Here is a 24,108-nt window from a genome sequence, read left to right as displayed (position 1 = left end):
TAGTCCGATGGCCATGAGTGCCAACGATTTTTCGCTGCAATCGCTGCTCCGGATCAAGACCGCCGCCGACCCTGCCCTGGTATTCGACGGCAAGGCCGTCGCTCGCGCGGAATTCTCGGCGAAGATCGAGCAGACCGCCGCCTGGCTAGCCGCGCAAGGCATCGGCAAGGGCGACGTCGTTGCGGTCTGGCTGGTCAACCGGGTCGAATGGCTGACACTGCTGTTCGCCGCCGCACGGCTCGGTGCGGTCGCCGCCGCCGTCAACACGCGCTACCGCAGCGCGGAAGTCGCGCACCTGCTCAAGCTGTCAGGCGCGAAGCTCATGGTGGTCGAGGCGGCATTCCGCGCGATCGACTTTGCCGCCATCCTCGCCGATGTCGCCGAGGCCGAGGTGCCCGCGCTGGAACGGCTGGCGGTGGTCGGCGCGGATGCGATCCCCGCACGCTGGCCCTGCGTGCGGTTCGATGCGTTCGAGACGACTTACCCTTCCCCTCCGCCGCGCCAGGATGATGTCGACCTGCCCGTGCTGCTCTACACCACGTCGGGCACGACCAAGGGGCCGAAGCTGGTCGCGCATTCGCAGCGGACGCTGGCGACGCACGCCGCCTCCGTCGCCCACGCGCTCCAGCTCGATCCCCACCGTCATTCGTTGCTGGCGATGCTGCCGTTCTGCGGCACCTTCGGCATGACGAGCCTGCTCGGTTTCCTCGCGAGCGGTGCGACCATTCATGTGCTCGATGCCTTCGACGCAGCGCCGGCGCTGCAGATCCTCAGCACGGAGCGCATTACGCATTCCTTCGGTTCGGACGAGATGTTCCGGCGCATCCTCGCCCTCACCGATGCGCCACACCCGTTTCCGCATCTCGAAGTCTGCGGCTTCGCCGCGTTCCAACCCGGCTGGCGCGAGCTGGCTGTGGAAGCCGAAGCGCGCGGCATGAAGCTGTTCGGCCTCTACGGTTCGAGCGAGGTGCAGGCGCTGTTCTCGATCGGCCGCCCCAGCGATGCCTTTGCCGATCGGATCGAGGGCGGCGGCTGGCCGATGTCGCCGGAGGCGAAAGTCCGCGTGCGCGATGTCGAGACCGGAGAACTTGCGGCCAGCGGCGTCTCCGGCGAGATCGAGATCAGCGCACCCTCGCGCTTCCTTGGCTATTTCAACAACCCGGAGGCAACGCGCGAGGCGATCACCGTCGACGGATTCTTCCGCACCGGCGACATCGGCCGGCTGCGCGGCGACGGGTCGTTCGTCTACGAGACTCGCGCCGGCGATGCGATGCGCCTCGGTGGCTTCCTGGTAGCGCCCGGGGAGATCGAGGACGAGCTCAAATCCTGCACCGGTGTCGCCGACGCCCAGGTCGTCGCCATCGATCTCAAGGGGCAGGCGCGCTGCGTCGCCTTCGTGATCCCGACAACGGAGCCGCCCATCCAGGAGACGCTGATCGCGCGTCTGCGCGAGCGGCTCGCCGGCTACAAGGTGCCGGCGCGGATCTATGTCGTGGACGCCTTCCCGGTGACCGACAGTGCCAATGGCGTGAAGATCCAGCGCGCCAGGCTTCGCGCCATGGCGATGGAGCGGATCGCCGCCGAATAGATTCGCTCAGTACGACTTGTTCAGTACGATTTGGCGAGCCCCAGCACCTTTTCCGCGATGAAGCTGAGGGCGAGCTGCGGGCTGACCGGCGCGATGCGCGGGATCAGCACCTCCCGCAAATAGCGCTCGACATGGAATTCCTTGGCGTAGCCGAAGCCGCCATGGGTCATCACCGCCTGCTCGCAGGCCGAGAAGCCCGCTTCGCCCGCCAGATATTTTGCGGCATTGGCCGCGGCGCCGCAGGGCATGCCCTTGTCGTATTGCCAGGCCGCCGACATCACCATCAGCCAGGCCGCTTCCAATTCGACCCAGTTCACCGCGAGCGGATGCTGGATGCCTTGATTCTTGCCGATCGGACGATTGAACACGATTCGCGTCTTGGCGTATTCGGTCGCGCGCGACAGCGCGAGCTTGCCGAGACCGACCGCCTCGGCCGCGATGAGAATGCGCTCCGGATTCATGCCTTCGAGGATGTACTCGAAGCCTTTGCCTTCCTCGCCGATGCGGTCCTCCATCGGAATCTCGAAATCCTCGAAGAACAGCTCGTTGGAATCGACGATCTTGCGGCCCATCTTCTCGATCTCGTGGACCTTGATCCTGTTGCGGTCGAAATCGGTGTAGAACAGGCTGAGGCCGTGGGTTGGCGAGCGCACCTCCTCCAGCGGCGTGGTGCGCGCCAGCAGCAAAATCTTGTGCGCGACCTGCGCCGTCGAGATCCACACCTTCTGGCCATTGACGATGTAGCGGTCGTTCTTGGCGACCGCACGGGTCTTGAGCTGGGTGGTGTTGAGGCCGGTGTTGGGCTCGGTGACGGCGAAGCACGCCTTCTCGCGGCCCTCGACCATCGGCGGCAGCATGCGCCTGCGCTGCTCCTCGGTGCCGAACACGACGACGGGGTTGAGCCCGAACACGTTGATGTGCACCGCCGAGGCACCGGACATGCCGGCGCCCGACTCGGCGATGGTGCGCATCATGATCGCGGCTTCCGTGATGCCGAGCCCGGAGCCGCCATACTCTTCCGGCACGCAAATGCCGAGCCAGCCGGCGTCCGCCAGCGCCTTGTGGAAATCGTGCGGGAAACCGCCGTCGTGGTCCTTCTTCAGCCAATAGGCGTCGGGAAAGCCTTCGCAGATCTTGGCGATGGCGTCGCGAATGGCTTCCTGCTGATCGGTGAGCGCGAAATCCATGGTCTTGATCTCCCTTCGCCAAGCGTTCTTTAGCTCGAAAAACTGCATGCAGATACGTGAATTTGCCCGCGAAGTGTGCCTACCATGCATGGGGTCATGCGGCGCGACGTGACGCGCGCGCCGTTATTTCGCAGGAAGGAAACCGCGATGGCCGGACTATATTTCGAGGACTTTTCCGTGGGCCAGGAGTTCAGGCATCCGCTGACCCGGACCGTCACGGAGATGGACAACACCATGTTCAGCCTGCTGACGCTGAACCCGCAGCCGCTGCACATCGACGCGCATTTCGCCGAGAAGACCGAGTTCGGCCAGCGCATTTTCAACAGTCTTTACACCCTCGGCATCATGATCGGCATGACGGTCTATGATACGACCTTAGGGACTACCGTCGCCAATCTCGGCATGACCGACGTCACCTTTCCGAAGCCGGTCTTCCATGGCGACACGTTGCGGGCCACGACAAAGGTGCTCTCGGTGCGGGAATCCAGATCGCGGCCCAAGGCCGGTATCGTCGAGTTCGAGCACCATGCCCTGAACCAGAACGACGAGATTGTCGGCAAATGCCGCCGCATGGCGATGATGCACAAGAGGCCGGTCTGATGCGTTCGATGCTGTTCGTGCCGGGCGATTCCCCGCGCAAATTCGAGAAGGCGAGCGAAGGCAAGGCCGACGCGCTGATCATCGATCTCGAGGATTCCGTCGTCACCGAGAAGAAGGCGGAAGCGCGTGAGCTGACGCTTTCGATGTTGAAGAGCCGCCCCGGCCCGCATCAGCTCTATGTCCGCGTCAACGCGCTCGACACCGGCATGACGCTGGCCGATCTCGCCGCGGTGATGCCGGGCAGGCCTGACGGCATCGTGCTGCCGAAATCGCAAGGCGGCGACGACGTGCGTCAGGTCGCGACCTGGCTCGAAGCTTTGGAAGCGGCGTCCGGCATCGCGATCGGCGCGACCCGCATCGTCTGCGTCGCGACGGAGACCGCCGGCTCGATCTTCGGCCTCGGCAGCTACAAGGGCTGCTCCCCTCGCCTCGCCGGGCTGATGTGGGGCGCGGAAGATCTCTCCGCCTCGCTCGGCGCTACCGAGAAGGCGAGCGGCGGCGTGTTCCACAGCCCCTATCGCCTGGCGCGGGATCTCTGCCTGATGGCGGCGGCCGCGGCCGAGGTCGCGCCGATCGACACTGTTTACACCGACATCGACAATCTTGCCGGCCTCGAAGCCGAAACCCGCGCCGCGCGGCGCGACGGTTTTTCGGCCAAGGCGCTGATCCACCCCAAGCATGTCGACATCGTCAACGCGGCCTTCGCGCCGACGGAGGCCGAGCGCGTCTGGGCGGAGAAGGTGATCGCCGCGTTCGCGAGCAATCCCAATTCCGGCACGCTGCGGCTCGACGGTCAGATGATCGACAAGCCGCACCTTCGCGCGGCGATGAAGATTCTCGGCCAGTCCTAGAGCGGGACGCAAGCCGGGCCGGCTGCCGGCCTCAGTCGAACCCCTGAACGGGCGGTGCCGAGGAATGCGCCGGCGCGGCAGGCGCGGCTTGAACCGGGGGAGCCTGGACCGGCGGCGGGGCCGGATTGCCGGCAGCTCTCATCTGGCCGTTGGCGGCCATCGCCTCGCGCGTGCGCGACGGGCTGCCGGTCGCGGCGGCGCGACGCGGCGGCGGCTGCCGGTGCCTGGCCGACTGCGAGCCTCTCAGGCCCCAGGACCGGGCGATCGAAGGTCCGGCCGTGTAGCCGATCAAGGCGCCGGCGACCGCACCCACCGGCCCAAGCACGACCGCACCCGAGACCGCGCCGAGCGCCGCATCGCCCGCGCGCTCCTGCGCGAGCGCGCCCGCGGGCACGCAGGCCAACATTGCGACAGCAGTGATCAGTGCCTTGTTCATCGGAGCGCCTCCCTCGCGACAGATCACTCCTGCTCAAATATGGCCACACGAGGTTCCCTTGCCGGCCAACAAAAGGCAATCGCGCCCGGAACCCGGGCGTCCGGACAGCTCGATCGGCCGACCATCGATCTCCAGGAGCCGGCAACGAGGACAGGCGCGCCAACATCTTGACACCGCTTAGCCGCTGAATATTTTTTCGCCGAGAAGAGATCTTCTCATCCTCGCAAAACCAAAGGATCTAACGCGACCGTCTGGAGAGACGACGATGCTCGATGAGAATTTGGCCCGCATTCGTGCGCACCGCAACAACATCCACCGCTACCGGCGCCTGCTGAAGACCAGGCTGTCGCAGCTCGAGCGCCAATTCATCGAGAGGCGACTTGCCGAAGAGCGATCGGCGCTCGATGGCCTGACCGCCAGCACCTTTCCCGTCGGCTTCCGCGCCGCCGAAGCGCCGGCGAACGCGTTGGGGATGGCCCAATGAACAGCCAACGCGACCTGCTCATCCGCGGCAGCGAGAAGGTCATCGGCCATTACGAGCTGCTTCTTGCCAGCGCCAAGAGCGAGCATGAGCGCGAGCTCTATCGCCAGCGCATCGAACGCGAGCGACGGCTGATCCGGGACCTGCAAGGCGAATGGGATCACCGCGCGGCCTGAGCTGGGAGATCACGCCTCCCCGGCACCGTCGCAGGGAGGGCTATCGCATTTGAGAGCTCTCCCCTGCGGCCATCCTTCGAGACGCCCGCTTGAGGCGGGCTCCTCAGGATGAGGACGGAGTGTGTGGCTGCAGTTTCAAGAGGCACTGACGCTGATGAGCCTCATCCTGAGGAGGCGCGTAAGCGCCGTCTCGAAGGACGAGGCGTGCGCAACGACCGCCATCACAAGTCATATGCCATAGCCCTGCCGTCGCAGGGACGAACCGCTTCCGCGGTTCGTCCCTGTGCATTCGTTTCAGCGGACGAGGCGATTGGGGCCCGCGAGCGCGCTGCTCGGCGCGGCTGCGGGCGCCACTCTCACCGTGGCGGTGAACGGCGCACCGTTGCGCAGCAGCGTGAGCTTCACGTCCTCGCCGATCCGCGCCAGGCCGATCGTGTTGCGGAGCTGGGCGGCCGTGCGGATCGGGCGGTCATCGGCGCTGGTCACGACATCGCCCTTGCGCAAGCCCGCCTTCTCTGCGGGCGAATCCGCCGCGATCTCGGCGATGACGGCGCCCTGATTCAATCCCTTGTTGACCGACGGATGCAGGTCCTTCAGCGAAATGCCGATGCGGCCGCGCTCGACGCGGCCGCTCACGATGATCTGCTCCATCACCTTGCGTGCCATGTTGACCGGAATGGCAAAGCCGATGCCGACATTGCCGCCGGCGGGCGAGATGATCGCCGAGTTGATGCCGACGAGCTCGCCGCGCAGGCTGACCAGCGCGCCGCCGGAATTGCCGGGATTGATCGCCGCGTCGGTCTGGATGAAATCCTCATAGCCCTGCTTGCCGAGGCCGGTGCGGCCCAGCGCGCTGACGAGCCCCGAGGTCACGGTCTGGCCGAGGCCGAAGGGATTGCCGATCGCGAGGACGAAATCGCCGACATCGAGCCCGTCGCTGTCGCCGAAGGCAAGCGCCTTGAGCCCGACCGGGTTCTGAACCTGGAGCACCGCGACATCCGTGGGCGGATCACGGCCGATCACCTTGGCGGAGAACTGCCGGCCGTCCTTGGTCGTGATCTGAACGGCGGATGTGCCCTCGACCACGTGATTGTTGGTCAGCACATAGCCGCGCTGGGCGTCGACGATGACCCCGGAGCCGGTCGCATTGACCTCCTTCTCGATCTGCCGGGGAACGTCGAAGAACTCGCGAAACAGCGGATCGCGATAGAGCGGATTGTCCTCGCGCACGCGGCCGTGCACGGAGATGTTGACCACGGCGGGCGTCACCTGGCGCACCAGCGGCGCCAGGGTCGGCACCGGGCCGCCGGTCTTCACATCCGGGATCTGGCCGGCGGCAGGCTGCGACGCCGTGAGCGTCAGCATCAGCAAGGCCAGGAACAGCAGACGCACAGCATTCATCATCGTCACCCTGCCGCTTGTGTTGTGGGGAGTTTCGAAACCTTCGTGGCTTCAGCCTTCGTCGCCTGACGCGACGATCCAGCCTTGCAGGGCCAGAAGCGGGACAGTCCAGGCTGCCGCGGCCTGACCGAGCAGCACGAGAGCGAGGACGGTGGGCGTGACTATCATGCCGCCTGCCCTTCTGCGGCGGCCCATGGCCGCCGCAGCCGCATCGGCACGCCGCCGCCCCGCGGCGGGTCGTCATTGTCATTGTCGCCGTCGAGCTTGCGCAAGGCGGCCAGAATGTCGGCGAGCCGGACCGTGTGGCTCATGCCGGGAATCTCGCGCAAGGCGGGACAGGATTCGACCGCATACATGTCCGATGCCCAGGACGACAGGATGACGCGCTTCTCGGGCGACGAGAGATCCTCGGCATTCAGGACGTCGGCAGGCGAGTCGTAGTGGGCGGCGGGATGAAACAGCGGATTGAGAGTGCCGGAACTGGTATTCACGTTGGTCATCGATGGGTCTCCCACATGCTCCTTTCCAGGGGGACGGCTTGTTGACGATGAGACGGCGGCGCCACATCGCCGCCGTCTCACCTGACGTTAGTGCGTATTGATCGCGATGCGCTTGACGCCTTCGCGTGCCTTCTCCGATTTCGGCAGCGACACGGTCAGGACGCCATTCCTAAACGACGCCTCTGCCTTGTCCTCCTCGACACCCTCCAGCGGAATCTGCCGTTCGAAGGCGCCGTAATAGCACTCGGTGAAGAACCTGCCTTCGCCGTTGCGCTCCGCCTTCTTCTCGCCGCGGACGGTCAGCACGCCATTGGCGATCTCGACCTGAACGTCCTTCTCCGTCAGGCCGGGAAGCTCGGCCGAGACGGTCAGCGTCTTGTCGGTCTCGCTGAGCTCGACCTTCGGCCAGCCGAAACGGCCCTCCATCAGCGGCGACAGGCTGGTCGCCCCGAAGCCGCGGAAGACATCGTCGAACAGACGGTTCATCTCGCGGTGAAGCGTCAGGAACGGATCGAAATTGTCGCGCGCCGGCGCAAGCTCCTGGTTCTTCGACCAGGGAATGAGATCACGAAAAGCCATGGTACCCTCCTTCATGCATCGGAAAGCGCGGCCCGCGCACGCGCGCGCCGCGTTCCGCTACCTGTTCGATCGAGCGCTCAGGCTGCTTTCTTCTGCTCGATCTGCGTTGCCGCAGGAGCGCCGCCCGCGATCGGAATGCGGCGCGGCTTCATGGCTTCCGGAACCTCGCGGACGAGGTCGATGATCAGGAGCCCGTCCTGGAACGAGGCCTGCTTCACCTGGACATAGTCGGCGAGGTTGAACACGCGCCGGAACGGACGCGCGGCGATGCCCTGGTAGAGGTATTCGCGCGCAGCCGTCTCGGGCTTCTTGCCCTCGATGGTGAGCGCGTTCTGTTCGGCCGTCACGGTGATGTCGTTGGCGCCGAAGCCTGCCACGGCAAGGCTGATCCGGTAATGGTCTTCGCCGGAACGCTCGATGTTGTAGGGGGGATAATTGTCCTCGGTCGCCTGGCGCAGCGTGCTGTCGACGAGGTCGGCCAGGTGGTCGAAGCCGATGGTGGAGCGCCACAGCGGCGCAAAGTCAAAGCTGGTCCTCATAACCAAGTCCTCCAAAGAGCAAGATGGATACGAAGGAGCGCAAGGCGGGATTTCAGACGGGTCCGAAAGACCAACCCGGCGCCCGTGCCGGACCCGGTTGGCATCCGACACACCGCTCTCGCGGCGAAAAACGACTTAGAAAACCGCAAACCGGTTTCAAGAGGGGCCAACGGATTTTTTTTCGACCCCATCGATGGTCCGCCGAGCCCGGACGCACTCGGCGGCAACGGCAAGGTAAAAAAGGGGTAAAATGGGCGGGTCGAGGGTAAGGCCAGGTTGCCTCCGCGCGTCTGGCCCCGGGGCAACGCGCATGACGAACCAGGCGGCAGCACACCGCAGACCAGGGACCCGACCGCGTCCGGCCGGTCGCACGGCCGGCGCGATTGCCCTGCTGGCCGCCGCAACCACCTTTGCGGCGCAGGCCGACGACATTGCCATCTCGCCTGCCGGGCTAAAGACGCTCGGAACGATCGATGCGCGCTTTCAATCCTACAACATCGAGATGGTGGAGGTGACCGGCGGACGGTTCTGGAAGCCTTATCCGCGAACCGCACGTGGCTTCGACGAACGGGATCGTTACAGCGCGCGGCCGCCGATCGATCTTGCCAATGCGCGACTGCGCCTGCTCGCCGCCGCGTTGTCGCCGGCCTATCTGCGCGTGAGCGGCACCTGGGCCAATGCGACGTTCTTCGCCGAGACGCCGGGAGAGCCACCGCCGGGATTCAACACGGTGCTCAGCCGAGCGCAGTGGCGCGGCGTCGTGGAGTTCGCGCATGCCGTCGATGCGGAGATCGTCACCTCCTTTGCGATCAGTCCCGGCAGCCGCGATGACCACGGCATATGGAAGCCGGATCAGGCGCAGCATCTGGTCGACACCACGCGCGCTCTGGGTGGGCGCATCGCCGCCGCCGAATTCATGAACGAGCCGACGCTCGCAGCGACGGGCGGTGCACCGGCGGGCTATGACGCGGCCGCGTATGGCCGCGACTTCAAGGTCTTTCGCGAGTGGATGCGGCGCGCCGCACCGGAGACGCTGATCCTCGGTCCCGGCTCGGTCGGCGATGCACCATCGCCGTCCGGAGCGGGGCTCACCACGCGGGACCTGCTTGCCGCATCCGGTCCCGGCGTCGATCGATTCTCCTATCACCATTACAACACGATCTCACCGCGCTGCGGCGGGCACGACGATCCGGCGCAGGCCCTCTCGGAGCAATGGCTGGCGCGCACGGATACGACACTCCGGACCTACCAGGCGCTGCGCAACGCATTCGAGCCGGGCAAGCCGATCTGGCTGACCGAGACGGCTGATGCCGCCTGCGGCGGCGGCTTATGGGACCGGACTTTTCTGGACACGTTCCGCTATCTCGACCAGCTCGGACGCCTGGCGAAGGCCGGCGTCCAAGTGGTGATGCACAACACGCTGGCTGCCAGCGATTACGGCCTGCTGGACGAAACAACGTTCCGGCCGCGGCCGAGCTATTGGGCCGCGCTGCTCTGGCGCCGGCTGATGGGAACGATCGTGCTCGACGCAGGCAAACCTGCTGCGCGCGATCTCCATCTTTACGCGCATTGCCACCCAGCCACGACAGGCGCGGTGTCGCTGCTCGCAATCAACACCTCGCGCGGCACATCGCGCACGCTATCGCTGCCGGATTCCGCCAAGCGGTACACGCTGCACGCAGCGCAGTTGCAGGGTACGATTGTGCAGTTGAACGGCAAGAGGCTCACGCTGACCCCTGAGGGCCAGCTGCCCCGGCTCGAGGCACGCGCAGCACCGCCGGGAGCAGTCAGGCTTGCGCCGACGACCATCACCTTCCTGGTGTTTCCGAACGCTGCAAGTCCGGCTTGCTTGTCCCGACGCTCAGGATCTTAGCGGGCCCCGCGCCGTCTCCGGCGCCAGCAGCGTCGCGACGATCGTGATGACCGACAGCGCGACGATGTAGACCGACACCGCCCAGTAGGAGCCGGCCCAAGCCAGCAGCGCAGCCGCGATCAGCGGCGAGAAGCCGCCGCTGAGCGCCGCCGCGACGTTGGCGCCGAGCGAGGCACCGCTGTAGCGCACCTGGGTGCGAAACAGCTCCGGCATGAACGCGGCCTTCGGCCCGAACAGCAGCGCATGGGTGAGCGTCATCGTGACGACGAGCGCAAGCGTGATCAGCGCCGGCTCCCTGGTATCGAGGAACCAGAACAGCGGAAACGCCAACGCCACCGAGAACACGCCGCCGGCCAGATACAGCGCCTTGCGTCCGAAGATGTCGGACAGCCAGCCGGCAAGCGGCAGCGTCGCGAACTCGACGATCGCGGCATAGACCACCGCATCCAGGATCACCTGCCGGGGCAGGCCGAGCTTGGTCGTCGCGTAAACCACCGTGAACACGGTGAGGAGATAAGCGAGCCCGACCTCCGATACCGTGATGCCGATCGCGAGCAGAAAGCTGCGCCAGTCGCGGCGCAGCACTTCGAGGGCCGGCTGCGCCAGCACCTCCTTGCGCTCGACGATCTCCTTGAAGTGAGGCGTCTCGGCGAGCTTGAGCCGCACGATGAAGCCGACGCCGACCAGCAGAATGCTGATCAGGAACGGCACGCGCCAGCCCCAGCTGAGGAAGTCCGCCTCGGGCAGCTTCGTCATCAGGGCGAAAATGCCGGTGGAGGCGGCGACGCCGACGGGAAAGCCGACCTGCACCAGGCTGCCGTAGAAGCCGCGGCGATTGCCGGCGTGCTCGATCACCATCACGACCGCGCCGCTCCACTCGCCCCCGAGCCCGATGCCCTGAACGAAACGAAGGATCACGAGCAGGATCGGGGCCCAGACGCCGATCTGATCGTAGGTCGGCAGGCAGCCGATCAGGAAGGTGCCGAGCCCCATCGCGATCATGGTCGCAACCAGCATGGTCTTGCGGCCGAGCCGGTCGCCGTAATGCCCGATGATGGCGCCGCCGATCGGCCGCGCGACGAAACCGACCGCATAGGTCGAGAATGCCGCCAGCGTGCCGACAAAGGGATCGAAGCTCGGGAAGAACAGCTTGTTGAAGACCAGCGCCGCCGCCGTGCCGTAGATCAGGAAATCGTACCACTCGATCGCGGTGCCGAGCGCACTCGCCCACACCACATGCGCCGTCGTCGATCTTTCCGCGGAAGCGGAGACCCCCGTTGCTGTCGTCATGCCCTGCCCTAAAAGGATTCCGGACGGCATCATGGCCAAACCTTGTGACGGCTGCAATCTGTGGAGGTGTTGCCTCCCACAGGATTACGGCGCGGGATTTGTGCGCAGGTCGCGCACCACCCGTCATTGCGAGGAGCCCTTGCGACGAAGCAATCCAGACCGCCTCCGCGGAAAGACTCTGGATTGCTTCGCTTCGCTCGCAATGACGGGTGTTGAGGCAGGAGCGCTCCTTAAGGGGCATCACCCGGCCATCGTGGAACCGGCCCGACAGCCGTTATTCGCCATTGACAAACTAATTCGCCATTATCTAATTTCCCTCCACAACGACCCTGCCGCACCAAGCGGCCAAAAAGAGAGGAAACGATAATGAGAGGGCTTCTGGCCTGCGCCGTGCTCGCGGCCATGACTTCGGCTGCCATGACCACAGGTGCCAGCGCGCAAGTGTCCGACGACGCGGTGCGGATCGGCGTGCTGACGGACCTGTCGAGCTGGGGCCGCGACAACTCTGGGCCGGGCTCGGTCGAGGCCGCAAAGATGGCCGTGGAGGAATTCGGGCCGACCGTGCTCGGCAAGCCGATCGAGATCATCAGCGCCGACCACCAGATGAAGACGGACGTCGGCGTTCAGATCGTCCGCGGCTGGTTCGACAACGGCAAGGTCGACGCCGTCGTCGACATCCCCAATTCCGGCATCGCGATCGCCGTGCACAACATGGTGCGCGAGCGCGGCAAAGTCGCCCTGCTCTCCGGCCCCGGCGCTAGCTCGCTGACCGACGAGCTGTGCAGCCCGAACACCGTACATTTCACCTACGACACCTATGCGCTCTCGAAGGTGACGGCTTCCGCGTGATCAAGGAAGGCGGCAAGTCCTGGTACTTCATCACCGCGGATTATGCCTTCGGCCATCAACTCGAGAAGGACGCCACGCGCTTCGTCAACGAGATGGGCGGCAAGGTGCTCGGCGGCGTCAGGCATCCGACCAACACCGCCGACTTCTCCTCCTTCGCGCTCCAGGCGCAGAGTTCGAAATCCGACGTGGTCGCCTTCGCCAACGCCGGCCAGGACACCGACAACGCCATCAAGCAGTCCGGCGAGTTCGGCCTGGTCCAGGGCGGCCAGAAGCTGGTCGGCCTCTTGATGTTCGACACCGACGTGCACGCGATCGGCCTCAAAGCCGCGCAGGGCACCTATATGACCACGGCGTCCTACTGGGCCATGGATGAGGCGACGCGCGCCTGGTCGAAAAAGTTCTACGAGCGCACCAAGGTGATGCCGACCATGATTCAGACCGGCGTCTACGGCGCGGTGCTGCACTATCTCAAGGCGATCAAGGCGGCCGGCACCGACGATTCCGCCAAGGTGATGGCCAAGATGCGCGAGCTGCCGATCGAGGATATCTTCGTCCATGGCGGCAAGTTGCGCGAGGACGGTCGCGTCATCCGCGACATGTATCTCGCCAAGGTGAAGACCCCCGCGCAGTCCAAGGAGCCGTGGGATTATCTGGACATCATCAAGACCGTGAAGGGCGATGACGCCTTCCGTCCGGTCTCCGAGTCCAAATGTCCGCTCCTGAAGAAGTGAGGTGAGCAATGACCGGCAACGAGCATGGCACCATGGAGACTTACGAGTGCGACGTGCTCGTCGCCGGATCGGGTTGCTCCGGCATGTCGGCCGCGATCACCGCGCGTCATCGCGGGCTCGACGTGCTGATCGTCGAGAAGGAGCCGCGCTTCGGCGGCACCACGGCCCGCTCCGGTGGCTGGCTCTGGATTCCCGGCACGTCGCTGGCAAAGGCATATGGCATCGAGGAAACGCCGGAGCAGGCCCGCACGTATTTGCGGCATGAGGCGGGCAACAATTACGACGCAGCACGCGTCGATGCCTTTCTGAGCGCCGGTCCTGAAGCTGTCGATTTCTTCACCACCAAGACGGCGCTGCGCTTCGACATGCCGCTGGTGTTTCCCGACTACCATGCCGAAGCGCCCGGCGGCGCCCAGGGCGGCCGCTCCATGGTGACGCGCCCGTTCGACGGCCGCGAGCTCGGCAATCTCATCAAATCGCTCGGCATGCCGCTGCCCGAGCTCACCGTGTTCGGCATGATGCTCGGAAGCGGCAAGGAGATCATCCACTTCATGCGGGTGACGAAGTCGCTGACCTCGGCGGTCTATGTCGCGAAGCGCCTGACGCGGCATTTCATGGACGTGCTGCGCTATGGCCGCGGCATGACGCTCACCAACGGCAATGCGCTCGCAGGCCGCCTCGCAAAGTCAGCGCTCGACCTGAAGATTCCGATGTGGCTGTCCTCGCCGGTGCGCGAGCTGACGGTCGAGAACGGCGCCGTGACCGGCGCCATCGTCTCGCGCGAGGGACGCGAGGTGCGCGTTCGTGCACGACAGGGCGTTGTGCTCGCCTGCGGCGGCTTTCCGCATGACGTCGGGCGGCGCAGGAAGATGTTCCCGCATGCGCCGACCGGCGTTGAGCATTATTCGCCCGGGCCTACGGGCAATACCGGCGACGGCTTGCGCCTTGCAGAAGGCGCCGGCGGCCGCATCGAGGACCGCCTGCCGAACGCGGCGGCCTGGGTGCCGGTATCGCTGACCACGCGCAAGGACGGCTCCAAGGGAGTGATGCCGCACTTCATCGATCGCGCCAAGCCCGGCGTGATCGCGGTGATGCGCGACGGCAGGCGTTTCGCCAATGAGGGCAATTCCTATCACGACTTCGTCCAGGCCATGATCAAGGCCGCCAAGCCCGGCGAGGAGATCGCCGCATTTCTCGTCTGCGATCACAAGACGCTGCGCAAATACGGCCTCGGCTGCGTGCCGCCGTTCCCGATGCCGCTGGGTCATCATTTGAAGACCGGCTATCTCATGCGCGGCGATACGCTGGAAGCGCTGGCGGCGAAAGCCGGGATCGACGCCAAGGCGTTCGCCGAAACGGTCAGGCAGTTCAATGTGACGGCGCCGCTGGGACAGGACGCCGCCTTCGGCAAGGGCTCGAAGGCCTATAACCGCTACCAGGGCGATGCGCTGCACGGCCCCAACCCCTGCGTCGCACCGATCGAGAACGGACCGTTCTACGCCATCAAGATGGTGATCGGCGATCTCGGCACCTATGCCGGCATCGTCACCGACGCGAACGCACGGGCGCTCGATGCCGAAGGACGGGTGATTCCCGGTCTCTATGCCGCCGGCAACGACATGGCGAGCATCATGGGCGGCAATTATCCGGGCGCCGGCATCACGCTTGGGCCGGCGCTGACCTTCGGCTACATTGCCGGCAGACATCTTGCCGACAGCGCCGCCAAGCGCGACGCGGCGTAGAGCATGATCCGGAAAAGTGTGCAGCGGTTTTCCGAAGAGACCATGCTCAAACAACGACTCAGGCGCATCGGAGGCGCATGAAGAGAGAGAGCCGTGGTATCCAGTCGATCGAGGTCGGCGGCGAATTGCTTCGCGCGCTCGCCCGCGGCGGCGAGCCGATGATGCTGCGCGATCTCGCGCGCGAGGCCGGCATGACGCCGGCCAAGGCGCATCCCTATCTCGCCAGCTTCTCCCGCATCGGCCTGATCGAGCAGGACGAGAGCACCGGCCGTTACGAGATCGGCGCGCTGGCGCTGGAGCTCGGCCTGATCAGCCTGCGCCGCCTCTCGGGCGTGCGCATCGCGCGTCCCAAGATCGCGGGCCTAGCGAGCCAGATCGGCCACGCCGTCTCGCTCGCGGTCTGGGGCACGCACGGCCCGACCGTGGTGCAGCTCGAAGAGCCGGCCCAGCCGGTGCACATCGTGATGCGCGTCGGCTCGGTGATGGCGCTGCTGGAGACCGCGACCGGCCGCGCGTTCGCAGCCTTCCTGCCGGAAAAGACGATCAGCGCCGCGCTCGATAGCGGCCTCGATCGCCATGGTGTCGGCTACAACCCGAAGCGCGCTGTGAAAGGCACGAAGGTCGCCGAGATGCTGACCGAGGTGCGCAAGCACGGCCTCGCCCGTGCGCTCGGCGATCCCCTGCCTGGCGTCAACGCGTTCTCCGCGCCGGTGTTCGATCATTCCGGCCACGTCGCGCTGGTCATCACCGCGATGGGCCCGGAAGGCACTTTTGATGCCCGCTGGGACAGCCCGATCGCGCACGCGCTGCGCGACTGCGCGGGGGGCATCTCGAAGCGGCTGGGTTACGGGTTGACGGTCGCGGCGGAGTAAGAGGCAGACTGCCTGCCTCACGACGACTGTCATTCCCCGCGAAAGCGGGGAATCCAGTACGCCGCGGCCCATCGATTCAATCACGACCGCCTCGGAATACTGGATCGCCCGGTCAAGCCGGGCGATGACAGCGAGAGTGGGGCGACAACGGCCCTACTTCTCCTTCACCGGCACCGTGTAATTCAGGACCAGTCGGCCGCCGTCCGGATAGATCGTCTGCCCGGTGATATAGGACGCATCGTCGCTGGCAAGGAAGGCCACGACGGAGGCCACCTCGCTCGGCTCGCCGCCGCGGCCCGCCGGCGTGCGCGACAGCACGGTCTTGCGCGCATCCTCGGACGTGTAGATCGCGGAAGCCACCATGTCGGTCAGGATCGTGCCCGGCCCGACCGCGACGACACGAATGTTGTGCGGGGCCAGCGCGACGGCGGCGACCGATGTCAGCTGCTTCATGCCGCCCTTTGACATGGCGTAGGTCGCCAGCGCCGGGATCGCCAGTAGCGCGTTCACCGAGGACATGTTGATGATGACCCCGCCGCCGCCTTGCGCGATCATTTGCCTCGCCGCCGCCTGCACGCCGAAGAACGCGCCCTTCAAATTGATGCCGATGATCTCGTCGAATTCCTGCTCGGTGATATCGAGGATATCCCGGTTGCGGGCGACCCCGGCATTGTTGACCATGATGTCGAGCCGGCCGAACTCCTTCACCGCGGTCGCGACCAGCTGATCGACATCGGCACGCCTGGCGACGTTGCCCACGACGGTACGCAACGCATCCGGCCGCCCGAGCTCGGCGGCCGTCGCAGCCAAGCCTTCGGCATCGACGTCGGAGATGACGACCTTGACGCCGTCGTCCAAAAATCTCTTCGCGCAGGCCTTGCCGATGCCGCGCGCCGCGCCGGTGATGGCGGCGACCTTGCCGGATAGTTTCATGGGTTCACTCCTGGACTAAAGCGCGATGAGATGAGGACGAATCGTCATCGCGCTTTGGCTTATTGTTTGAGCATGATCTTATCGGAAAACCGCTGCGCACTTTTCCGGATCATGCTTAGTGACGATCTCACGGACGCATTCACGCAAAGACGCGCGGGCGCAGCCCGGCATGAAACCAGGTGATCATGGAATAGATGTCGTAGACGGGCAATCCGACTTCGGCCTGAAGCGCGGCGGCATAAGGCGGCATGTTGGTGCATTCGAGCACGATGGCGCCGACATCGGGATGCTTTGCGACGAGCTCCTTGCCGGCCTCGACCACGTCGCGCTCGGCTTGCGCGATGTCCATGTCGTCCTTCTCGGCCTTGATCAGGACACGGAAGAACTCCTTGCCGTTCTCGGTGCCGACCAGCGGCGTGTCGAGCGGCACGCCGGCACCTTCGAGATGGGCCGGCGTCAAGGTCGAGCCGGACACCGTGACGAGGCCGACGCGCTTGCCCGGCGGCAGGGTCGCCTGCACCCACGGCACCTGCATCAGCGATGACGTCGCGACGGGAACGCCGACGGCCGCCGCGATCTCCTTCTGGAACAGCGAGAGGAAGCCGCAATTGGTGGTGATGGCCTCCGCTCCCAGCCGCACCAGATCCTTGGCCGCATCGATGAAGTCGGGCAAGAGGCCGGCCGCGCCCTTCAGCACTACCTTTTCCGGCGAGGCGCCGCTCACCACGCGATAGAGCACCGGGAATGGCCAGGTCGTGCCGTTGCCCATGTCGCCGGGAATGCGGGGAAAGCGCGCCTCCAGCATCAGGATGCCGAGCGGCGCGCCGTAGATGGCCTTGCCGCCACGGGCGATGCGGGAGGACGAGCTGGCTGAGGTGGTCATGGGTAGGCTCTCAGAGGAAACGATCGGGCGCGAACGGCGCGAGCGGAATTTCCGGCGCCTTGCCGCTCACGAGCTGGGCGACGAGACGGCCGGTGCGGGCCGAGCCAACCAGGCCGACATGGCCGTGGCCGAAAGCATAGACGATATCGCGCGAGGCGCGCGAATAGCCGATGCAGGGCCGTCCGTCCGGCATGCTCGGGCGATGGCCGAACCACGTCTTGACGCGCGAGGCCGGAATGTCCTTCGGCAGTTTCGGAAACATGCTGACGAGGTGGTTGCGCAGGATCTCGGCGCGCTTCCAGTTCGGAGCGGCCTCGAGGCCGGCGATCTCGACCGTGCCGGCGGCACGCAGGCCCTTGTTGGTCCAGTTCACCACCAGCTTGGCGTCGGAGGCCATGATCGAGCTGCGCGGGCCGACTTCCGGATTCTCGATCACGACATGATAGCCGCGCTCGGTCTCGAGCGGGAGGGGATCGCCGACCGACGCCGTGAGCTGCTTCGAGCGGGCACCGGCCGCGACCACCGCGGCATCACAGGCGATCTCGCCGGTCTCGGTGACGACAGCGACGAGCTTGCCGCCCTTAAGCTTCAGCCCGGTCGCCTTGGCGCGTACGTGCTTCGCGCCGCTCGCGATCGCATGATCGGCAAGGGCTGCAACATAAGCGCCGGGATCGCGGCAGCGCCCGGCTTCCTCCACCACGACGCCAAAGGTGTAGCGCGGATCCAGATCCGGCTCACGCTGGCGCATCTCGTCGGCATTGAGCTCCATCCATTCGACGCCGACCTTCCTGCGCAGGCGCCAGCCGAGATCATCGTCGAAATTGCCGCGCGAAGTGAACACGTGCATCACGCCCTTGCGCTCGATCAATTCAGGGACGCCGGCTTCTTCCGCGAGCTTTTTGTGCAGCAGCGGCGCGTCCTTCAGGAGATCGCGCAGCGCGAACGCCGTGGTCTCGACCCGCGCCGCGGTCCAGCCCGAGAGCAGATATTTGATCAGCCAGGGCAGCGCCTTCGGCAGGTAAGACCAGCGGATCGCAAGCGGGCCGAGCGGGTCCAGGAGATAGCCAGGCACCTTCTTCCAGACGCCCGGCTCCGCCGGCGGGATCACCGAATGCGACGACAGCCAGCCGGCATTGCCGTAGCTCGCCGCCTGTTCGCCGCCGGGCTCGCCCGGATCGATCAGCGTCACGCGATGGCCCTCGCGCAGCGCCTCGATGGCGCTGATCACGCCGACCGCGCCGGCTCCGATGATGGCGACGTGGCGGCCTTCAGGCATCGCCCTAAGCCTTCACTGCGGGCGTAAAATCCTTGCCGACCGAGATCGCCCTGGGATCGATGATGCAATGGAGGATCGACGGCTTGCCCGAAGCGAGCGCGCGCTCGAAGGCGGGTGCGAACTCCTCGGTCCGCTCGACACGCTCGCCATGGCCGCCGAACGCCTTGGCATACATCGCGAAATCCGGGTTCTTGAGCTGCGTGCCGACGACGCGGCCGGGATAGTCGCGCTCCTGGTGCATGCGGATGGTGCCGTATTGCGAATTGTCGATGATGATGACGACGAGCGGCGCGTCATACTGCACGGCGGTGGCGAATTCCTGGCCGTTCATCAGGAAGCAGCCGTCGCCCGCAAACGCGACCACGACCCGATCCGGATATTGCCGCTTGGCCAGCACGCCCGCCGGCACGCCGTAACCCATCGAGCCCGAGGTCGGCGCGAGCTGGGCGGCAAAGCTGTGGAAGCGGTGATGGCGATGGATCCAGCCGGCGTAGTTGCCGGCGCCGTTGCAGACGATCGCGTCCTTCGGCAGGCGGTCGCGCAGCCAGGTCATCACCTCGCCGTATTGGAACGTGCCCGGCAGCTCGCGCGCCTTCCCGGTCCAGGCCAGATAATCCGCATGCGCCTTGGCGGCCTCGCCCTTCCACGCCACCGCAACTGACGGCTTCAGCGTCTCGACCGCGGCGGCGAAGGCGGACGGCGTCGCCTGGATCGCCAGTTCAGGCTGATAGATGCGGCCGAGCTCTTCGGAGCCCGGATGCACATGGATCAGCTTCTGCTTCGGATTGGGAATGTCGAGCAGCGTATAGGACGATGACGGCATCTCCGACATGCGGCCGCCGATGAGCAGGAGGACGTCGGCATTGTCGATGCGCGCCTTCAGGCCAGGGCTCGGCCCGATGCCGAGGTCGCCGGCATAATGCGAATGGTCGGCGTCGATCAGCGAAGCCCGGCGGAACGAGGTCGCGACCGGCAGGTCGAACCGCTCGGCGAACCGCGCGATGCTCTTGGTCGCCTCGTCGGTCCAGCGCGAGCCGCCGAGAATGACGAGTGGCGCCCTGGCGCCGGCCAGCATGGCGCCGAGCTTTTCGATATCGGCCGGCGCCGGCCAGCTCACGGCGGGCTCGATGCGCATGGCGTCCGCTACCGCCGCCGTCTCGGTCAGCATGTTCTCCGGCAGCGCGATCACCACGGGACCGGGGCGGCCCTGCATGGCGATGCGGAAGGCGCGCGCGACCAGCTCCGGAATGCGGTCGGGGCGATCGATCTCGACCGCCCATTTCGCCATCGAGCCGAACACCGCCTTGTAGTCGAGCTCCTGGAACGCCTCGCGCTCGCGCATGCCGGTGTCGACCTGGCCGACGAACAGGATCATCGGGGTCGAATCCTGCATCGCGATGTGGACGCCGTGGCTGGCATTGGTGGCACCGGGGCCGCGGGTGACGAAGCAGACGCCCGGCCGCCCCGTGAGCTTGCCATAGGCCTCCGCCATCATCGCCGCACCGCCTTCGGCGCGGCAGATCACGACGTCGATCGGGCTGTCATGCAACGCATCGAGCGCCGCCAGATAGCTCTCGCCCGGCACGCAGGTGACGCGCTCGACGCCCTGGGCGACGAGCTGATCAATCAGGATCTGGCCCCCGGTGCGGGTGTTGCGAATGGTCATGTCGGCTCCCTCAAGACTTCGGCGATACGCACGTGTTCGGGAACTGGCCTAAGACAGGCCGAGAGCGTGTGCAAGGTCGAAAGGCTTCTCGCAGCCTGCGCAGGCGTCATGCCCGTCCCTGCCGTTTGCACTACAGGCCCTGCCGCGGCCATGATGGCGAGGTTCGGCATCTTCGTCTACGATCCCTCTGAATCACTGTTCGGGAGCACCGGAATGCAAACCATTGGCCTGATCGGCGGCATGAGCTGGGAGAGCACCGCGCTTTACTACAAGCTCATCAACGAGCGGGTCCGCGACCGCATTGGCAAGCTGCATTCGGCCCCGCTTCTGATGTATTCCTACGATTTCGAGGAGATCAAGCAGATGCAATATGCCGGCCGCTGGCAGGAGGCGGCGGCGAGCCTGGCGGAGGTCGCGCGGCTGCTCGAAAGTGCCGGCGCGCGGGCGATCGTGCTGTGCACGAACACGATGCACAAACTGGCGCCCGAGATCATATCCAGCGTGAGCGTTCCGTTCATCCACATCGGCGATGCGACGGCCGAGCGGATTCGGGGCAAGGGATATCGGCGGGTCGGGTTGCTCGGCACCAAGTTCACGATGGAGGAAGACTTCTACATCGACCGATTGCGCGCGCACGACCTCGACGTCATGGTCCCTCCCGCGGACGAGCGCGCCGAGGTGAACCGCATCATCTACGACGAGCTGTGCCTCGGCAACGTCGCCGCGCCCTCGCGCCGCCGCTACCAGGAGGTGATGGCGGCGCTCGTCGCCGGCGGCGCCGAGTGCATCATCCTCGGCTGCACCGAGATCACCATGCTGGTCGGCCCTAATGACACGTCGGTCGAGACATTCGACACCACGGCCATTCACGCCGAGACGGCCGCCGATTTCGCGATCGGGTGAATTGATCTCGTCAATTTCAGCCCCGCTATCCTCACCCGCTCCGCTTCTGTCGCGCGCTCGCCAGCAGCACCAGCATGAATGAGCCCGCCGTCATCAAGGTCGAAATCGCGGCGATGGTCGGATCGATCTCGTCGCGCAGCGCGGTGAACATGCGCTTGGTCAACGGCTGATACTGGCCACCGGAAATGAACAGCGCGACGATGGTCTCGTCCATCGCCGAGATGAAGGCGAAGATTCCGCCCGCAACCACGCTGGACTTGATCTGCGGCAGCGTCACCGCGAAGAAGCTGCGCAGGCGGTTCATGCCGAGGCTGCGCGCCACCATCTCCTGCGCCGGATCGAAACTCTGCAGGCCCGCGAGCACCGAGATGACGACATAGGGCAGGCCCAGCATCACGTTCGCCAGCACGAGGCCGGGCATGGTCGCGACCAGACCGACTTTGGCATAGACGAAGAAGATGCCGACGGCGGTGATGATGATCGGCACCACCAGCGGCAACAGAAGCGCCAAGTGGATCAGCCTCATGATGCGTAGCTTCGACTGGCTGATGGCATAGGCGGCGGCCACCCCGAACGGGGTCGCGATCACGACGGTGAGGAGGGCGACCGTCAGCGTCACCCGCGTCGCCTGCATCCAGGCGGGATTTGAGAAATACTGCTGGTACCAGCGCAGCGAAAAGGACGGTGGCGGAAAGGTGAGAAAGCGCGCGCTGGAGAACGAGATCGGCGCGATAATCAGAACGGGGAGGATCAGATAGACCAGCACCAGCGCGCTGACCACGTAGAGGGCGATCCGTGCGGGCGAGGCGCGCATCATTTCTGCCCCAACACGCGGTCGAGCGAGATGAAGCGGCTGACGATGACGAAGATCACGAGCACACTGATGAGCAGCACGACGGCGACCGCGCTCGCCGCCCCGAACTGGTTGTAGAGCTCGACATTGCGGCTCACCAGCATCGACACCATCACGGTGCGGCCGCCGCCGAGCAGCTCCGGCGTGATGTAGAAGCCGAGGCAGAGCACGAACACCATGGTGCAGCCGGCGAGCACGCCCGGCAGCGACAGCGGCAGGAACACGCGCATGAAGGTGAGCGACGGGCTCGCGCCCAGGCTGGCGCCGGCCTGCATGAGATCGTTGGGAATCTTCTGCATGGTGGCGTAGAGCGGCAACACCATGAAGGGCAGCAGGATGTGCACGGTCGCAACCACCGTGCCAAAGGTGTTGTGGACCAGCGCGAGCGGCTCAGAGCTCACATCGAGATAGCGCAGGAACTGGTTGATCACGCCGGTGCGCTGCAGCAGCGCCAGCCAGGCATAGGCGCGGACCAGCACGCTGGTCCAGAACGGCAGCACGACCAGCGAGAGGATGAGGATGCTCCACCCTTTCGGCACCGAATTGGCAAGGTAGGCCACGGGATAGCCGAGCAGCAGCGCGATTGCCGTGACCGCGAGGCTGATCTCGAAGGTCAGCGCAAAGCTGCGCCAGTAGACGTCTTCGGTGAAGACGCGGCGATAATTCTCCAGCGTGAAGCCGTCATGGTAGATCGACTGCCAGGCCAGCCAGCCGACCGGCAGCACGATCAGAGCCAGGATCACCAGCAGCGCCGGCGACACCAGTGCCAGCATCAGGCCGTGCTCACGGCGCTGATGTTTTTGGGAGGGATCTGGCACTGAAGTCGTCAACGCTGCCTCGCTCACTTCTGCATGAAGGACGCCCAGCGCTTCTCGGCGGCTTCGCCCGCCGGCGAGGACCACCAGGCGTAGGACATCAGCGCCTGCTTGGCCGCATTGGCCGGCTCGCTCGGCAATTGCGCGGCGCGCTCGGGCTTGATCACGCTGGTCTCGAACGCCTTCGGGTTGCCCGGACCATAGTCGATGTGCAGTGGCAGATTGGCCTGGTGCACGGGATCAACGGCCTCGTTGAGGAATTTTATCGCGGTGGCGAGATTCGGCGCGCCCTTGAGGATGCAAAGTGACGTGCTCTGCAGGATGCCCTGGTTGTAGGTAAAGGCGACCTTCGCGCCTTCCTTGGCGACGGCACTGACGCGGCCATTCCAGGCCATCTCCATGTCGACCTCGCCGTCATTGAGCAACTGCGCCGACTGTGCGCCCGAGGTCCACCACACCGTGATGTGCGGCTTGATCTCCTCCAGCTTCTTGAAGGCGCGGTCGACGTCGAGCGGATAAAGCTTGTCCGGTGCGACGCCGTCGGCCATCAGCGCCGCCTCTAACGTTGCAAACGGATGGTTGCGCAGCGCGCGGCGGCCGGGGAATTTCTTCACGTCCCAGAAATCGGCCCAGCTGTTCGGCGCGTCCTTCGGGAATTTCTTCTGGCTGTAGGCAAGCACGCTCGAATAGAACTCGTAGGACACTGAATAGGGGCTGCGATAGGCCTCCGGCATCGCCGCGCCGTTTGGTATCTTCGAGAAGTCGAGCTTCTCCATCAGCCCCTGTTCGCCGCCGCGCAGGCAGTTACCGGTCGGGGTGTCGACGACGTCCCAGATCGGCTTGCCGCTGCCGACCTGCGTCTTGATCGCGGGCCAGGCATCGGGAATGGAGTCCTGGTTGATGGTGATGCCGAGCTTCTTGGCGGAGGGATCGAGGATCGCCACCGTCTGCGCCTGCTGATAGGCGCCGCCCTGCGAGACGAAGGTGATCTGCTCGGCGGCATCAGCCGCGCTGGTCAGTCCGATTGCGCCCAGCAGCGCGCAGCCCAATCCAAATTTCTGCTTCATCGTCATCCTCACCTCCT

Annotated in this window: 23 protein-coding genes and 1 pseudogene; 10 read left to right on the top strand and 14 right to left on the bottom strand. The window is 65.6% G+C overall.

Annotation, left to right across the window (positions count from 1 at the left end):
- Positions 1-13: 13 nt before the first annotated feature.
- Positions 14-1,588: an AMP-binding protein gene (locus tag I6F37_RS12495; RefSeq protein ID WP_225151721.1), complete on the top strand. Its 1,575-nt coding sequence runs from the start codon at positions 14-16 to the stop codon at positions 1,586-1,588.
- Positions 1,589-1,608: 20 nt separating this feature from the next.
- Here the strand turns inward: I6F37_RS12495 and I6F37_RS12490 are convergent, their stop codons facing one another.
- Entirely contained in the window at positions 1,609-2,775 is a 1,167-nt protein-coding gene (locus I6F37_RS12490; protein WP_036007218.1) for an acyl-CoA dehydrogenase family protein, read from the bottom strand.
- 96 nt (positions 2,776-2,871) lie between these two features.
- On the opposite strand from I6F37_RS12490, the gene I6F37_RS12485 reads away from it, so the two are divergent.
- Both I6F37_RS12485 and I6F37_RS12480 read left to right on the top strand, forming a co-directional pair.
- Entirely contained in the window at positions 2,872-3,375 is a 504-nt protein-coding gene (locus I6F37_RS12485; RefSeq protein WP_338076613.1) for a MaoC family dehydratase, read from the top strand.
- The gene (locus tag I6F37_RS12480) at positions 3,375-4,226 is read left to right on the top strand and encodes a CoA ester lyase (RefSeq protein WP_225151337.1); all 852 of its coding nucleotides are present in this window, start codon (positions 3,375-3,377) and stop codon (positions 4,224-4,226) included. Before I6F37_RS12485 ends, I6F37_RS12480 begins: the two co-directional genes overlap by 1 nt.
- Positions 4,227-4,257: 31 nt before the next feature.
- Here the strand turns inward: I6F37_RS12480 and I6F37_RS12475 are convergent, their stop codons facing one another.
- Positions 4,258-4,662, bottom strand: coding sequence for a hypothetical protein (locus I6F37_RS12475; RefSeq protein ID WP_225151335.1), 405 nt, complete (start codon positions 4,660-4,662; stop codon positions 4,258-4,260).
- A 265-nt stretch (positions 4,663-4,927) separates the two neighbouring features.
- Between I6F37_RS12475 and I6F37_RS12470 the strand changes: the two genes are divergently transcribed.
- Both I6F37_RS12470 and I6F37_RS12465 read left to right on the top strand, forming a co-directional pair.
- On the top strand, positions 4,928-5,146 hold the full coding sequence (locus tag I6F37_RS12470) for a hypothetical protein (protein WP_036007194.1): 219 nt from the start codon (positions 4,928-4,930) through the stop codon (positions 5,144-5,146).
- On the top strand, positions 5,143-5,319 hold the full coding sequence (locus tag I6F37_RS12465; RefSeq protein ID WP_172786903.1) for a hypothetical protein: 177 nt from the start codon (positions 5,143-5,145) through the stop codon (positions 5,317-5,319). Before I6F37_RS12470 ends, I6F37_RS12465 begins: the two co-directional genes overlap by 4 nt.
- Positions 5,320-5,613: 294 nt before the next feature.
- Here the strand turns inward: I6F37_RS12465 and I6F37_RS12460 are convergent, their stop codons facing one another.
- From I6F37_RS12460 to I6F37_RS12445, 4 genes are all read right to left on the bottom strand, one after another.
- Positions 5,614-6,720: a trypsin-like peptidase domain-containing protein gene (locus I6F37_RS12460; RefSeq protein ID WP_081494534.1), complete on the bottom strand. Its 1,107-nt coding sequence runs from the start codon at positions 6,718-6,720 to the stop codon at positions 5,614-5,616.
- A 164-nt stretch (positions 6,721-6,884) separates the two neighbouring features.
- Entirely contained in the window at positions 6,885-7,220 is a 336-nt protein-coding gene (locus I6F37_RS12455; protein WP_225151333.1) for a hypothetical protein, read from the bottom strand.
- Between the two features lie 87 nt (positions 7,221-7,307).
- Positions 7,308-7,799, bottom strand: coding sequence for an Hsp20/alpha crystallin family protein (locus tag I6F37_RS12450; RefSeq protein WP_036007189.1), 492 nt, complete (start codon positions 7,797-7,799; stop codon positions 7,308-7,310).
- Positions 7,800-7,876: 77 nt separating this feature from the next.
- The gene (locus I6F37_RS12445; RefSeq protein WP_036007176.1) at positions 7,877-8,338 is read right to left on the bottom strand and encodes an Hsp20 family protein; all 462 of its coding nucleotides are present in this window, start codon (positions 8,336-8,338) and stop codon (positions 7,877-7,879) included.
- 310 nt (positions 8,339-8,648) lie between these two features.
- Here I6F37_RS12445 and I6F37_RS12440 point away from each other — a divergent pair, with 310 nt between their 5' ends.
- Positions 8,649-10,211, top strand: coding sequence for a hypothetical protein (locus I6F37_RS12440; protein WP_051056911.1), 1,563 nt, complete (start codon positions 8,649-8,651; stop codon positions 10,209-10,211).
- Here I6F37_RS12440 and I6F37_RS12435 read toward each other — a convergent pair.
- A complete protein-coding gene (locus I6F37_RS12435) occupies positions 10,200-11,501 on the bottom strand; it encodes an MFS transporter (RefSeq protein WP_036007173.1) in 1,302 nt (433 codons plus the stop codon). The two genes, I6F37_RS12440 and I6F37_RS12435, sit on opposite strands and share 12 nt — an antisense overlap.
- A 366-nt stretch (positions 11,502-11,867) precedes the next feature.
- Here I6F37_RS12435 and I6F37_RS12430 point away from each other — a divergent pair.
- The 3 genes and pseudogenes from I6F37_RS12430 (at position 11,868) to I6F37_RS12420 (ending at position 15,695) form a co-directional block, all read left to right on the top strand.
- Positions 11,868-13,081: pseudogene (locus I6F37_RS12430) on the top strand (ABC transporter substrate-binding protein).
- 8 nt (positions 13,082-13,089) lie between these two features.
- Positions 13,090-14,823, top strand: a complete 1,734-nt coding sequence (locus I6F37_RS12425; RefSeq protein ID WP_036007167.1) for an FAD-dependent oxidoreductase — start codon at positions 13,090-13,092, stop codon at positions 14,821-14,823.
- A gap of 77 nt (positions 14,824-14,900) precedes the next feature.
- Positions 14,901-15,695 (top strand): IclR family transcriptional regulator, encoded by a 795-nt coding sequence (locus I6F37_RS12420; RefSeq protein WP_036007164.1) that lies wholly within the window; start codon positions 14,901-14,903, stop codon positions 15,693-15,695.
- 153 nt (positions 15,696-15,848) lie between these two features.
- Here I6F37_RS12420 and I6F37_RS12415 read toward each other — a convergent pair whose 3' ends face one another.
- The 4 genes from I6F37_RS12415 to I6F37_RS12400 all read right to left on the bottom strand — a co-directional run bounded on the left by I6F37_RS12415 (position 15,849) and on the right by I6F37_RS12400 (position 20,453).
- A complete protein-coding gene (locus I6F37_RS12415; protein WP_036007160.1) occupies positions 15,849-16,628 on the bottom strand; it encodes an SDR family NAD(P)-dependent oxidoreductase in 780 nt (259 codons plus the stop codon).
- A gap of 139 nt (positions 16,629-16,767) precedes the next feature.
- Positions 16,768-17,511, bottom strand: coding sequence for an aspartate/glutamate racemase family protein (locus tag I6F37_RS12410; RefSeq protein WP_036007157.1), 744 nt, complete (start codon positions 17,509-17,511; stop codon positions 16,768-16,770).
- A gap of 10 nt (positions 17,512-17,521) precedes the next feature.
- Positions 17,522-18,787, bottom strand: a complete 1,266-nt coding sequence (locus I6F37_RS12405; protein ID WP_036007154.1) for an FAD-binding oxidoreductase — start codon at positions 18,785-18,787, stop codon at positions 17,522-17,524.
- 4 nt (positions 18,788-18,791) lie between these two features.
- Positions 18,792-20,453 (bottom strand): thiamine pyrophosphate-binding protein, encoded by a 1,662-nt coding sequence (locus I6F37_RS12400; RefSeq protein ID WP_225151331.1) that lies wholly within the window; start codon positions 20,451-20,453, stop codon positions 18,792-18,794.
- Between the two features lie 213 nt (positions 20,454-20,666).
- Here I6F37_RS12400 and I6F37_RS12395 point away from each other — a divergent pair, with 213 nt between their 5' ends.
- A complete protein-coding gene (locus I6F37_RS12395; RefSeq protein WP_036007184.1) occupies positions 20,667-21,356 on the top strand; it encodes an aspartate/glutamate racemase family protein in 690 nt (229 codons plus the stop codon).
- A gap of 31 nt (positions 21,357-21,387) precedes the next feature.
- Here the strand turns inward: I6F37_RS12395 and I6F37_RS12390 are convergent, their stop codons facing one another.
- The 3 genes from I6F37_RS12390 to I6F37_RS12380 form a co-directional block, all read right to left on the bottom strand.
- Positions 21,388-22,173 (bottom strand): ABC transporter permease, encoded by a 786-nt coding sequence (locus tag I6F37_RS12390; RefSeq protein ID WP_036007149.1) that lies wholly within the window; start codon positions 22,171-22,173, stop codon positions 21,388-21,390.
- The gene (locus I6F37_RS12385) at positions 22,170-22,982 is read right to left on the bottom strand and encodes an ABC transporter permease (RefSeq protein ID WP_051056910.1); all 813 of its coding nucleotides are present in this window, start codon (positions 22,980-22,982) and stop codon (positions 22,170-22,172) included. Before I6F37_RS12385 ends, I6F37_RS12390 begins: the two co-directional genes overlap by 4 nt.
- 68 nt (positions 22,983-23,050) lie before the next feature.
- Complete coding sequence (locus I6F37_RS12380) at positions 23,051-24,097, bottom strand: ABC transporter substrate-binding protein (RefSeq protein ID WP_036027380.1); 1,047 nt, start codon at positions 24,095-24,097, stop codon at positions 23,051-23,053.
- Between the last annotated feature and the right edge of the window lie 11 nt (positions 24,098-24,108).

The organism is Bradyrhizobium sp. NBAIM08, assembly GCF_020193935.1.
GTDB lineage: Bacteria > Pseudomonadota > Alphaproteobacteria > Rhizobiales > Xanthobacteraceae > Bradyrhizobium > Bradyrhizobium yuanmingense.
The sequence above is the reverse complement of the archived record's forward strand: the minus strand, read 5'-3'. Positions and strand labels throughout refer to the sequence as shown.